This is a genomic window from Pseudomonas sp. B21-028, from assembly GCF_024749045.1.
Classification (GTDB): Bacteria; Pseudomonadota; Gammaproteobacteria; order Pseudomonadales; family Pseudomonadaceae; genus Aquipseudomonas.
In genome coordinates, this window is record NZ_CP087184.1 from 4,020,915 (window position 1) to 4,034,063 (window position 13,149).

Sequence of the window (13,149 nt, forward strand, 5' to 3'; positions counted from 1 at the left end):
CTCCCCTCTTGCAATCAGGCACTTTCACCGACTTGCGGGACAAACAACACCACTTGCCACGGGCTGCTGGCCTGGGTCGAGGCCGGCGCCACGATGTGCAAGGGCAGTTGCCCGTCGAACCACTGGCCGCTGGCGGCCACCACGAACAACCGGGTGTCGTCGCCCACGCTGTAGGCCACCTGCTCGTTGCGGCTCATGGCCTGATGGGGCAGCCCGCTCATGCGCTGCCGGCTCAACAGCGGGACGTGCGGCGCGGAGGCGATGATCGCACCGCGCAACCAATCGGCCGCCGCCTGCTCGCTGGCGCCGTTGGGCATGCGCAGGCCGATCACCAGGCGCTGGCTCGGCTGGTCATCGGGCAGCTGGATGGAGAAAACCTGCTCATCGCGCTCGAAAGCCAGGCTGCGATAACCGGCGCGGACCAGCTCCAGGGTGGTGTCGAGCCAGTCGAGCAGCGGTTCGTAACCGCGTTGCAACTCGAGGAAATCCAGCGGTGCAAATGCCGGTACACCGGCCAGCGGATCGAGGGCCGACCAGGCACCTGCCAGCCCCAGCAACAAACCGTACAACGCCTGGGGGGTGGCCACCCGCGTGTTCAGGCTGCCTTCGACTTCCGGCAGGCGCGCCCACAAGGCGGTCATCTGCCGGCGGATCTCCAGCGCATCGTCCTGGTTGCCGGCCGCCTGGGCCTGGCGCAACCGACCGGCGAGGAACAGGCACTTTTCCCGGGCCCGGGCACACAGCCCGGCCACCCGCCGACCGAGCACCGATTCGGGTAACAACACCGGCGTGGGCGGCGTATAGGGCATCCGCAGAAAGCCGCCGCCTTCCTTGCGAATGCGCAGCAGCGGCAGGCAGATCGAATCGGCCTTGCTCAGTTGCGTGCACAGCCGCGGGTTCGGACGCCAGACGGTGATCGATTCGGGAAACTCGCCACTGGTGAGGTCCGGCAGCGCATCGCCGACCACCGATTGCAGGCGCCCCTTGAGCGGCAGCAATTGCCCGGCGCGCCAGAGCGGGCTGATCGCCAGGTAGACGGTGACGGTAGCATCGTCGGTCTTGTTGACCGCCTCGGTGATGTCCAGCTCCAGGGTCGGCCCGACACCGGCCTGGAGATTGACCGGCAAGCCGTCCGGCAAGGTGCCCTGCAGCTGCAGCAACCGCACCTGCCCGGCGCTGAGGGCCGAAGGGTCGACCTCCAGTTGGCCGACACCCCAGAACCAGGGATTGCAGGCGGCCGCGACATGGGCGGCCAGGGCCTCGGCGCGCAGCCCCTGCAGTTGAAAATGCTGGGGCAACAACTGCATGCCCTCATGCCAGCACACCGCGTCAGGTAACAGACTCATACGACTCCCTTCGACATCCCAGTGTCGCCGCACAAGGCGGCCCGCGGTCATTCAAGGCTGACTGGCATTGAGCTGGCCATCGTCGACGAGGCTCATCTCGCGACTGTCGAACTTCAGCCAGGCCTTGCGCTGATCGTCCAGCCGGAGCCGGTGGGCTCCGGGAGTGTTATAGCTGGCGAAGACCAAAAGTCCAGCGGCCCGCCGGCCCTCCAACGGGAAGGGTTGGCGGTCGATGAACTGCCCCGGGACCAGCTCCAGCCCCCATACCGACATGAGTTGACGATAGTCGCGCTGGAATTGTTCGCGCTCGGCGAACCACTGGCGGGCGGTGATCGCTGACAGTTGCTTGAGCAGGTCAGGATCGTTTACCGCGATGAAATCCACGGCGATGGGCGTGTCGTCGTTGGCGCCGGGCGCGACGTCGAGGGTCAGGCTGTTCAGGTCGACGCTGGGCGCAAAGAACGAACAACCGCTGAGCGCCAGGCTGAAAAAAAATCCATAAAAAAACCCACGCAAAATGAATCTTCCTTTTCGTTACGGTCAAAAATTGTTTTTGCTTGCATTTTTATAGACCTGTTCTAGCTTCTTGGGTAGTTCGACCTGCACGGTTGAATGCACCAGGTTCGTCAAGGGAATGACAGATGTTCTGCCCTTCATTTGCAACCTGCGGATCAGCAAGGGAATGCGATGAGCGGGCCCCCCGACGCATTGCTCCCACATGCTTCGGAGTCGGCCGCCATGGCAGAAAGTACCCAGCACAAGCTCGACAGAGTCCGCCCCCCCCGCGTCCAGATCACCTACGACGTGGAAATCGGCAACGCCATCGAAAAGAAAGAATTGCCACTGGTCGTCGGCATTCTGGCCGATCTCTCGGGCAAGCCACTGGACCCGCTGCCCAAGCTCAACGAGCGGCGCTTCACGGAAATCGATCGCGACAATTTCAACGAGGTGCTCGCCTCTATCTCCCCCCGCGCCACGCTCCAGGTGAACAACACCCTCAGCGGCGACGACAGCAAGCTCAACATCGAACTCAACTTCCGCCACATCGATGACTTCGACCCGGTCAAGGTCGTGGAGCAGGTCACGCCGTTGCGCCGTCTGTTCGAAGCCCGCCAGCGTCTGCGCGACCTGTTGACCAAGCTCGACGGCAACGATGACCTGGACAAACTGCTGCGCGACGTGATCGCCAACACCGAAGGCCTGCAAGAGATCAAGTCGGCCCGGCCCCAGGACACACCGCAGGAGCTGCCGACCGTGGCCGCCAACGATGATCCGGCCCCGGCCGAACCACAGGCCTGATCGTGCTCATCACTCAAGGGAGATAAAGCCATGCCTGCTTCATCCAGCACTCAAACCAGCGAGAGCACGACCCAGACCCTGTCCCTGCTGGACAAGATCATCGCCGAAGGCCGTATGGCCCATGACGACAGCCAGCAGGATTACGCCCGCGACATGCTGGCCGAATTTGCCACCCAGGTCCTTGACGAAGGCATGGCCATCGACAAGGACACCGTGGCAATGATCAACGACCGCATCAGCCAGATCGACCAGCTGATCAGCGCCCAGCTCAACGAAGTGCTGCACCACCCCGACCTGCAGAAACTCGAAGCGTCCTGGCGCGGCCTGCACCTGCTGGTGCAGAACACCGAAACCAGCACGCGGCTCAAATTGCGCCTGCTCAACGTCACCCAGAAAGAGCTGCAGAACGACCTGGAGAAAGCCGTCGAATTCGACCAGAGCGCGCTGTTCAAGAAAATCTACGAGGAAGAATACGGCACCTTCGGCGGGCACCCGTTCAGCCTGCTGGTGGGCGACTACACCTTCGGCCGGCACCCGCAGGACATTGGCCTGCTGGAGAAACTTTCGAACGTCGCCGCCGCGGCCCATGCCCCATTCATTGCCGCCGCCAGCCCGCGCCTGTTCGACATGACCAGCTTCACCGAACTGGCGGTGCCCCGGGACCTGTCGAAGATTTTCGAGAGCCAGGAGCTGATCAAGTGGCGCTCGTTCCGTGAAAGCGAAGACTCGCGCTACGTGTCCCTGGTGCTGCCGCACTTCCTCCTGCGCCTGCCCTACGGCCCGGATACCCGGCCAGTGGAAGGCATCAACTACGTCGAGGACGTCAACGGCACCGACCACAGCAAGTACCTGTGGGGCAACGCGGCCTGGGCGCTGTCGCAGCGCATCACCGAAGCCTTCGCCAAATATGGCTGGTGCGCGGCGATCCGGGGTGCCGAGGGTGGCGGCGCGGTGGAAGGCCTGCCGGCCCATACCTTCCGCACCAGTTCCGGCGACCTGTCGCTCAAGTGCCCGACCGAAGTGGCGATCACCGACCGCCGCGAGAAAGAACTCAACGACCTGGGCTTCATCGCCCTGTGCCACAAGAAGAACAGCGACATCGCAGTGTTCTTCGGCGGCCAGACCACCAACCGGGCCAGGGTCTACAACACCAACGAGGCCAACGCCAACGCACGGATCTCGGCGATGTTGCCCTACGTGCTCGCGGCCTCGCGTTTCGCTCACTACCTGAAGGTGATCATGCGCGACAAGGTCGGCAGCTTCATGACCCGCGACAACGTGCAGACCTACCTCAACAACTGGATCGCCGACTACGTGCTGATCAATGACAACGCGCCCCAGGAGATCAAGGCGCAGTACCCGTTGCGCGAGGCCCGGGTGGACGTGACGGAAGTGGCCGGCAAACCCGGGGCCTACAACGCCACGGTGTTCCTGCGACCACATTTCCAACTAGAGGAGCTGACCGCCTCGATCCGCCTGGTGGCGACCCTGCCGCCACCGGTTGCGGCCTGACCGCTGAAACCTTTGGCGAGGATGCTTGTTGTGGCGAGGGGATTCATCCCCGCTGGGGCGCGAAGCGGCCCTAAATAACAGCAACTCGGTGCATCCGGCAGGTTGAGCCGGCTGCTCATGGGGCCGCTTCGCGCCCCAGCGGGGATAAATCCCCTCGCCACAGGAGTTTGGCGTTCGTTTCTAACGGTATTGGGTATCCCCTACGTCTTCTTCTGGAGTTCCACACCATGGATGCAATCATTCTCGACCTCGGCGGCGACATCAAGGGCGACAGCCTGCTGGAAGGTTTCACGGACAAGATCGAGGTCATGTCCTACAGCCACAACGTGGCGATGCAAGTCACCAACGACGTCAGCAACTCGGAGCGCACCTCCGGTCGACCCCACATCGGTGAATTCACCCTGACCAAATTCATCGACAGCTCCACCCCTTCCCTCAACGAATATTGCTGCGCCGGCAAACCGATCCCGCAAGCCGTCATCACCATCGGCCGCAACGCCGCCGAAGGCAGCGGCCAGATCATGCCCTTCATCGTCTACACCCTAAGCAACGTCGTACTGTCCAACGTCAGTGTCAGTGGCGGTACGGGCGGCAAACCGGTGGAAACCCTGTCGCTGAATTTCACCAAGATCAAATGGGAACTCACCGCCCAGAAAGACGATGGCACCAAGGAAGGCACGGCGGGCACGACCTGGGACCTGGCGGCCAACAAGATGACCAAGTAAGGGCGCCGCCGTCATGGCTGGCTTCGGGCTTCGCCCGCCGCTGTTCGAACGCCTGGCCATCCAGGCGGATGAACACGGTCGGGTGTTCGACCGGCAGGCGCTACAGGACTCGGTCCACGCCGAACTGCAACGCCTGTTCAACACCCGACGCGGTCCCCGGACGCTGACCGATCCGCCGAGCATCCTGGATTACGGCATTGCCGACTGGACCGCGTTGCAACAGCAGCGCAGCGATGACCGGCGCCTGCTGACCCGGGAAATACACCAGGCCATCAGCCATTTCGAACCGCGCCTGCAACTGGGCGAGGTCCAGGTCGTCCCAGTACCGGGCCACCCGCAACGACTGGGCATACGGCTGTCGGGGGTGCTGCGTGGCGACCCGCACTCATGGCCCGTGGCATTTGTCATCGAGCACGCCGGCGACGGTCTTGAGGTGCGACATGAGCGACTCGATTGACCCGCAACTGCTGGATTACTATCAGCGCGAACTGACTTGGCTGCGCCATGCCGGAAGCCTGTTCGCCGAACGCTATCCTAAAGTCGCCCGGCGCCTGGAGCTGTCTCCCGGCGAATGCCCGGACCCACACGTCGAGCGGCTCCTGGAAGGCTTCGCGCTGCTGGCCGCCCGGCTGCAACGCCGACTGGACGACGACTACGCCGAATTCAGCGACGCCCTGCTCGAACAGCTGTATCCCCTGGCCATGCGCCCGTTGCCTTCCTGCGCCATCGTGCAGTTCGAGCCCGACCCGAGCAAAGGCAACCTCGACGACGGCTACCCCCTGCCCCGGGACACGCCGCTGTTTGTCACCACCGACAAGGGCCAGAGCATTCACTTTCGCACCACCGCCGCCGTGCACCTGTGGCCGCTGGAAGTCAGCGAAGCCGTGCTGCTGGGCAGTGACGAAGCCCAGGCGCTGACCGGTGTGATCCAGGCGCGTTCGGCCTTGCGCCTGAACCTGCGCTGCCTGGACGAGCGCCAATGGTCGACCCTGGAAATCGATTACCTGCGGGTGCACCTGGCAGCTTCGCCGATGATCAACGCCTGGCTGTACGATCTGCTTGGCGCGCACACGGTCAAGGTCCTGGCCGGCGCGCCGGGCAGCGTGCCGGAACCGCTGGCGGGCCTGCCGCGGATCGTCGGTTTCGCCAGCGACGAAGCCCTGCTGCCGGATGAGGACGGCGTGCATCCGGGCATGCGCCTGCTGGCGGAATACTTTGCCTTCCCCGACAAGTTCGGTTTCTTCGACCTGCCCCTGGCCGGTGCGACCAGCGACAGCTCGTCGCTGTACCTGTACATCGTCTTCGATCGCGCCCCCGCCAATCGCCTCCCGCTCCAGGCCAGCGACATCGCCCTGGGCTGCACGCCGGTGATCAACCTGTTTCCCAGGACCAGCGAACCCCTGCGCCCGGACGGCACCCGCAGCGAATACCGGCTGGTGGCCGACAGTCATCGGGAAAACAGTGTCGAGATCCACAGCATCCGCACCGTGCGTGCCACGTCCAGCCAGGGCGTGCGCAAGGTGCCGGCCTATTACGGCAGCCAGCACGGCAACGACCAGACCTGTTATTGGCATGCGCGACGGGTCAGCGGCATGAGCCCGAACCGGCTGGGCACCGACTTGATGGTCAGCCTGGTGGATACCCAGCTCGACCCACTCGCCGATACCCGCGACTACAGCCTCACCGCCGAACTGCTGTGCACCAGCCGGCACCTGGCCCAGAGCCTGCCGGCGGGCACGCCGCTGGGTTTCGAACGTCCGGGGCCGGTGGCCTGGGCGCGCCTGCGCAACCCGCCGAGCCCACAGAGTCTGCCACGCCTGGACGGTGAATCGCGCTGGCGGCTGGTGTCGCAATTGACCCTCAACCATTTGTCCCTGGTGGAAGGCCCCCAGGCGCTGGATGCACTGCGCGAGATCCTGGAGTTGCACAACCTGCGGGACGAGGCCAGTGCTCACCGCCAGATCGAAGGGGTCATGGGCCTGGGTTGCGACCGGGTCATCGCCCACGTCGGCGAAGACGCCTGGCGCGGCTGGCGCAATGGCCTGGAAGTCCGCCTGCAACTGGACCCACAGCATTTCGTCGGCAGCAGCGCCGTATTGTTCTCGGGCGTGCTGGCGCAGTTCTTTTCACTGTATGCCACCGCCAATCGCTTCGTGCGCACGGTGCTGGTCCAGTCCGACAGGGAGGTGAAGACATGGCAACCCCAAGCCGGCAAACCCCTGACACTCTGAACCTGAGCCAGCGCCTGCGCCGCGATCCGCAGCGTTTCGAATGGCTCCAGGCCCTGTTGCTGCTGGAGCGTGAGCATCCCCAGGCCGAACCCCTGGGCAGCGGCACCGCGCCCCACGCCGAAGCGTTGCGCCTGCGGGGACCGTTGACGCCGCTGTTCGCCGCCAGCGAAGTCGAGAACCTGAGCGAGGAACCCGGCTCGTCGCCGGTGCTGACCACGCCGATCTTTGGCCTCGGCGGCCCCGACGGCCCGTTGCCCTACGCCTATCAGGAATGGCTGCAACAACGGGCACGGGCGCGGGATCATGCGCCGGCGGAATTTCTCGACCTGTTCCAGCACCGTCTGCTCAGCCTGCTCTACAAAGTGATGCGCAAGCACCGCATTGCCCTGGGCTTCACCCCTCCGGGCGCCTCCGCCGTGCAGGCCCAACTGCGAGCGCTGACCGGCCTGCTGCCCAAGGCCTTGCAGGAGCGCCAGGCCGCCCCCGACTCCGCCGCGCTGGCGTGCAGCGCGCTGTACGCCGACGGCCGTCGTTCCCTGGCCGGGTTCGCGGCCATTGTCCGCGAGCAGTTCGGACTGCCAGTGGAGCTGAGCGCGTATGAAGGTGGCTGGCGTGAAATCCCGTCGGCCAGCCGCAGCCGCTTGCAAGCGGGCGGCCGCAACTTGTGCCTGGGTCGCAGCGCAGTGGCCGGCACCCGGGTCTGGGACGAGCATGCCGGCGTGCGCCTGACCCTCGGCCCATTGAGCGCAGCCCAGGCCGGCGGATTGCTGCCCAATGGCGAGACCCATCCGCTGCTTGCCAGCCTGTATGCCCTGTATTTCGGCCCCGACCTGGATTGCACCCTGGTGCTGCTGGTCCGTGGTGCCGGCCCGTTGCAACTGGGCCGTCAGGCCCCGCCGCGACTGAACTGGAACGGCGGCCTGCAACGGCAATCGAGCCTGGCCCTGCAACGGATCGAAACCCGCCTTCGTCAGCCGGAGATCGCCTGAAATGGAACTGGCCAGCCTGATCGGACGCCTCAACCCGGACAACCGCCGCGCACTGGAACGGGCCGCGCAGCGCTGCATGCAGCGCAGTCATCACTACGTGGAAATCGAGCACCTGCTGCTGGAGTTGCTGGACATCGAAGGCGGCGACTTCGCCTGCCTGCTGCCGCGCTTCGGGCTTGAGCGTGACGCGGTGGCGGCGGAAACCAACAAGGCCCTGGACCTGTTCAAGTCCGGCAGCACCCGCACACCTGCGCTGTCGGCGCAAACCATCGGTTTGCTGGAAGACGCCGTGGTCCAGGCCAGCGTGCTCGGCCTGGACAGCATCCGCTCGGGGCTATTGCTGCTGGCGCTGCTGGACCGCGATGAGCGCCGTAGCCTGTTGCTCAACAGCGCCTCGTCGCTGCTGCGCATTCCCCGGGACGCCCTACGCGCCCATCTGCTGGAATGGACCGAAAGCTCCCGGGAGCATGTCGGCGTTGCCCGTCCAACCAAACCCGGGGAGGCAGCGCAAAAACAGGATCCGGTGCTCGACCAGTACACCCAGGACCTGACCGACGACGCCCGCAACGGCCGCATTGACCCCATCGTCGGGCGCGACGGTGAGATCCGCCAGTGCATCGACATCCTGCTCAGGCGCCGGCAGAACAACCCGATCCTCGTGGGCGCGCCGGGGGTCGGCAAAACCGCCGTGGTGGAGGGCCTGGCCCTGCGCATCGCCGCCGGGGATGTGCCGCCGTCACTGCAAGAGGTCACGCTGCGGGTGCTCGATCTCGGCCTGTTGCAGGCCGGCGCGGGGGTCAAGGGCGAATTCGAACAACGCCTCAAAGGCGTGATCGACGCGGTACGCAGCGCCGAGAAACCGATCATCCTGTTCATCGACGAAGCCCACACCCTGATCGGCGCTGGCGGCGCAGAGGGCGGCAGCGACGCGGCCAATCTGCTCAAACCGGCCCTGGCCCGGGGCGAACTGCGCACCCTGGCCGCCACCACCTGGCTGGAATACAAGAAATACTTCGAGAAAGACCCGCCCCTGGCCCGCCGCTTCCAACTGGTGCAGGTCGAAGAGCCGGACGAACTCACCGCCGTGGAAATGCTCCGTGGCGTGGCGAGCAAGCTGGAACAGCACCATGGCGTGCAAGTGCTGGATGCGGCGATCCACGAAGCAGTGAAGCTCTCCCACCGCTACATTTCCGGACGGCAACTGCCGGACAAGGCCATCAGCGTGCTCGACACCGCCTGCGCCCGGGTCGCCCTCGGCCAGCACGACGTACCGCCGCCACTGGAAAGCCTGCGGCACCGGCAGAACAGCCTCAAGGACGAAGTCGACCGCCTGCGCCGGGAACAGGCCACCGGCCTGGATCATCGCGAACGCATCACCCTGCTCGAAGGTGAATCCACCGCCAATGTGCAGGCCATCCGCGAACTGGAAACCCGCTGGGGTGAAGAACGCGAAGCCGTGCGCGAACTGCTCGACACCCGGCGCGAACTGCTGGCCCTGAGCGAACGGGCCGACGCTGAAAAAGCCGACACCGAAGTCGACAATCGCATCGACCACCTGGCCGCCGAACTGCTGCGCCTGGAAGCCGGCCTCGATGCCATTCGCCAGGACGATCCACTGGTGCCCGAGCAAGTGGACAGCAAGACCGTGGCCGCCGTGATCGCCGGCTGGACCGGCATTCCCGTGGGCAAAATGCTCGCCGATGAAGCCCATGCCGTGCGCACCCTCGGCCAGCGCATGGGCCTGCGGGTCATGGGCCAGGGCACCGCGCTCAACACCATCGCCCAACGCCTGCAAGCCTACCGCGCCGGCCTCACCGATCCGCAAAAGCCGGTGGGCGTGTTCCTGCTGGTCGGCCCCACTGGGGTGGGCAAGACCGAAACCGCCTATGCCCTGGCCGACGCCTTGTACGGCGGCGAACGCAACCTGATCAGCATCAACCTCTCGGAGTACCAGGAAGCCCACACGGTCAGCCAACTCAAAGGCGCCCCGCCCGGCTACGTCGGCTACGGCAGCGGTGGCGTACTTACCGAAGCGGTGCGGCGCAAACCCTATTCGGTGGTGCTGCTGGATGAAATCGAAAAGGCCCACCCGGATGTGCTCGAAGCATTCTACAACGTGTTCGACAAGGGTCTGATGGAGGACGGCACCGGCCTGGTGGTGGATTTCAAGAACACCGTGATGCTCGCCACCAGCAACGTCGGCGCCGAACTGCTACTGGACACACCGGCCGCGCAACTGGGCAGCGATGCCTTCAACGAAGCCCTGCACAAGGTGCTGCTGCAAGCGTTTCGTCCGGCGTTCCTGGCGCGCATGACGGTGGTGGCGTATCGACCGTTGGATGAGGCGACGCTGGAAGGGATTGTATTGGCGAAGTTGGAGAAATTGCGCGGACGCTACAAGGCGGCGACGGGCAAACAGTTCGAGTTCGATGCCGGGATCGTCAAGGCCGTACTGGCCAAGTGCAGCGCGGCGGGGGCGCGGGATGTGGAGAATGTGTTGATGACGCAGGTGACTGGGAAGTTGGCGGAGTGGGTGTTGGAATGAACACATATTTGCAGCAGCCAGGAGTTAGAAATGATATCTGACGAAATCAAACAAAAAGTGAGAGTTGAATTACTGAGAAGGGAGAGAGCTTACCAGCACACCGCCGCCGCTGGCGTTGTATTGTATGACGATACCAATTATGGAGAGATTCATTTTGGACACAGCGGTTACATACCCCCTGGCAAACATAACAGCACTGTTTCCGACCACCGTTACATTGCTGGAAAAAACAAGAATGACGCCGAGGTTACCGTATTCAATGAAGTTGGCTGGGAGATCATCTATTGGCTGAAACAGAAAATAAAACCAAGTGAGATGTACATCTATATTGTTGGCCCGCACGACATGTGCAAACAGTGCAAATCATTAAAATTCAAATTTGCCATGTCATTTGGAATAAAGCCGGGGAATATTAAAAAAGAGTACGCACAAAAATCCAATTAACGAAGCGCACAAATTACTCCGCGATTTCAGTTAAGGTACTTTATGCCCCGCGACACCGACAGCAACACCACCCTGTCCCTCACCGCCGCCACGGTGTCGGCGCTGTTTCCTGAATCATTGTCCGGTGAAGAACGCCTCAATGCCCTGGGCTCGCATATTCTCAATGGCGTCGTCGACGGTGCCCCGCTGACGCTCGCCAGCGCAGTCGCCAGCCACGTCACCACCACCCTGCACAAGGACGCCCTGCTGCGCCCGCTGGATTGGCTGGTCGCCGAAATCCGTCAGCTGCCCGCCGACGCCACCGCCGAGCGCTATCAACTTCTACTGCGCCCATGGCTCTGGTGGCTGAGCCTGGCCAGCAACAACCGGGTGTTCCAGAACCTCGCCACGTCGGACATCGTCACTACGATTTTCAAGGCCCACGGCTTTACCGATTTCCAGCTCAAGCTCAGCGGCAGCTACACGCCGAGGGAGTACTGCGTGCAGTACGGCGAAACAGATCTGGCCTTCGTTTCCCGGCTGTTGGAAGAAGATGGGATCTTCTGGTTTTTCACTCATGAAGCCGGCAAGCACACCCTGGTGCTGGCCGACAGCAACGACGCCTTCGCACCGATTCCCAACGGGCCGACGGTGAACTATCTCGGGCAGGGAATGGGCGAGCGGGAGCTGCATGGCATCCGCTCGGGCCACGTGTCCTTGCAAGCGGTGGCCGGGGTCTATCAGGCGACCGACTACGAATTCACCACGCCAACGACCTCGCTCTACAGCCAGGCCGAAGCCGTGGCCGGACCCAGCTCGATGTACGAACATCCGGGCGGCTACAACGCCAAGGCCCAGGGTGATGCACTGACCAAACAGCGGGTGGACGGTTTGCGCAGCCAGGCGCAGCGGTTTGTCGGCGAAAGCGATTGCCGCTGGCTGGTGCCTGGGTATTGGTTCACCCTCGCCGGCCACGAAGACCCGTCGTTGAACATCGACTGGGTGGTGACTTCGGTCAGTCATGAAGCCAGCCACGACAGCTACCGCAATCGCTTCGAAGCGATTCCCAAGGCCACGACGTATCGCCCGGCCCGCCTCATGCCGAAACCACGCATGCACACCCAGACCGCCCTGGTGGTGGGCAAGGCAGGCGAAGAAATCTGGACCGATGAATACGGGCGGATCAAGTTGCAGTTCCCGTGGGATCGCACCGGCAAGAACGACGAAACCTCGTCCTGCTGGGTGCGGGTGGTCCTGCCCTGGAGCGGGAAGGGTTTTGGTATGCAGTTCGTGCCGCGGATCGGCCAGGAAGTCATCGTCACCTTCATCGATGGCGACCCCGACCGACCGCTGGTCACCGGTTGCGTCTACAACGGCGACAACGCCCTGCCCTACGCGCTGCCGGCGAACCAGACCCAGTCCGGGATCAAGACCAACTCGTCAAAGGGTGGCGGCGGCTTCAACGAGCTGCGCTTCGAAGACAAGAAGGATGCCGAAGAGGTGTTTCTCCAGGCGCAGAAGGACTTCAACATCAACGTGCTCAACGACACCACCGCCACCGTCGGCCATGACGAAACCCTCACGGTACAGAACGCCCGCACCCGCACGGTCAAGGACGGCGATGAGACCGTCACCCTGGAAAAAGGCAAGCGCAGCGTGACGATTCAGACCGGCAGCGACAACCTCGATGTGAAAGACACCCGCACCGTGACCGTGGGCTCGGACCAGACCCACAGCACTGGCGGTAATTACACGCACAAGGTCACCGGCAACTACGAACTGACCGTGGACGGCAACCTGACCATCAAGGTCAGCGGCACCCTGACCCTGCAAAGCGGCGGCAGTTTCGCCATCAAGAGCGGCGCGGACCTGGCGGCCCAGGCCAGCACGTCCATCAGCCAGAAGGCCGGCACGGCCCTGAGCAACCAGGCCGGCACCTCGCTGGAGAACAAGGCCGGCACCACCCTGACCAATGACGCCGGCATCAGCCTGGTCAACAAAGCCGCCGCCGAACAGACGGTGGACGGCGGCGGCATGCTGACCATCAAGGGCGGCCTGGTGAAGGTCAACTGACAGGAG

At 63.8% G+C, this 13,149-nt stretch carries 11 protein-coding genes; 9 read left to right on the forward strand and 2 right to left on the reverse strand.

Features of this window, described 5'->3' with window-relative positions:
• Window positions 1-14: 14 nt before the first annotated feature.
• Both tssK and LOY35_RS16885 read right to left on the reverse strand, forming a co-directional pair.
• A complete protein-coding gene (gene tssK, locus LOY35_RS16880) occupies window positions 15-1,346 on the reverse strand; it encodes a type VI secretion system baseplate subunit TssK (protein ID WP_258624977.1) in 1,332 nt (443 codons plus the stop codon).
• 51 nt (window positions 1,347-1,397) lie between these two features.
• Entirely contained in the window at window positions 1,398-1,862 is a 465-nt protein-coding gene (locus LOY35_RS16885) for a type VI secretion protein (RefSeq protein WP_258624979.1), read from the reverse strand.
• Between the two features lie 222 nt (window positions 1,863-2,084).
• Between LOY35_RS16885 and tssB the strand changes: the two genes are divergently transcribed.
• The 9 genes from tssB to tssI all read left to right on the forward strand — a co-directional run bounded on the left by tssB (window position 2,085) and on the right by tssI (window position 13,143).
• Window positions 2,085-2,645, forward strand: a complete 561-nt coding sequence (tssB, locus tag LOY35_RS16890; RefSeq protein ID WP_047700929.1) for a type VI secretion system contractile sheath small subunit — start codon at window positions 2,085-2,087, stop codon at window positions 2,643-2,645.
• A 30-nt stretch (window positions 2,646-2,675) separates the two neighbouring features.
• On the forward strand, window positions 2,676-4,157 hold the full coding sequence (gene tssC, locus LOY35_RS16895; protein ID WP_258624981.1) for a type VI secretion system contractile sheath large subunit: 1,482 nt from the start codon (window positions 2,676-2,678) through the stop codon (window positions 4,155-4,157).
• 227 nt (window positions 4,158-4,384) lie between these two features.
• Window positions 4,385-4,882 (forward strand): Hcp family type VI secretion system effector, encoded by a 498-nt coding sequence (locus LOY35_RS16900; protein WP_258624983.1) that lies wholly within the window; start codon window positions 4,385-4,387, stop codon window positions 4,880-4,882.
• 13 nt (window positions 4,883-4,895) lie between these two features.
• Window positions 4,896-5,339 (forward strand): type VI secretion system baseplate subunit TssE, encoded by a 444-nt coding sequence (tssE, locus tag LOY35_RS16905; RefSeq protein ID WP_258624985.1) that lies wholly within the window; start codon window positions 4,896-4,898, stop codon window positions 5,337-5,339.
• Window positions 5,323-7,113, forward strand: coding sequence for a type VI secretion system baseplate subunit TssF (gene tssF / locus LOY35_RS16910; protein WP_258624986.1), 1,791 nt, complete (start codon window positions 5,323-5,325; stop codon window positions 7,111-7,113). The genes tssE and tssF overlap by 17 nt, the downstream gene beginning before the upstream one ends.
• Window positions 7,077-8,102, forward strand: a complete 1,026-nt coding sequence (tssG, locus tag LOY35_RS16915; protein WP_258624987.1) for a type VI secretion system baseplate subunit TssG — start codon at window positions 7,077-7,079, stop codon at window positions 8,100-8,102. The genes tssF and tssG overlap by 37 nt, the downstream gene beginning before the upstream one ends.
• 1 nt (window position 8,103) lies before the next feature.
• Window positions 8,104-10,647: a type VI secretion system ATPase TssH gene (tssH, locus tag LOY35_RS16920; protein WP_258624988.1), complete on the forward strand. Its 2,544-nt coding sequence runs from the start codon at window positions 8,104-8,106 to the stop codon at window positions 10,645-10,647.
• A 30-nt stretch (window positions 10,648-10,677) separates the two neighbouring features.
• A complete protein-coding gene (locus LOY35_RS16925) occupies window positions 10,678-11,091 on the forward strand; it encodes a hypothetical protein (protein ID WP_258624991.1) in 414 nt (137 codons plus the stop codon).
• 42 nt (window positions 11,092-11,133) lie between these two features.
• A complete protein-coding gene (gene tssI / locus LOY35_RS16930; RefSeq protein WP_258624993.1) occupies window positions 11,134-13,143 on the forward strand; it encodes a type VI secretion system tip protein VgrG in 2,010 nt (669 codons plus the stop codon).
• Window positions 13,144-13,149: the final 6 nt, after the last annotated feature.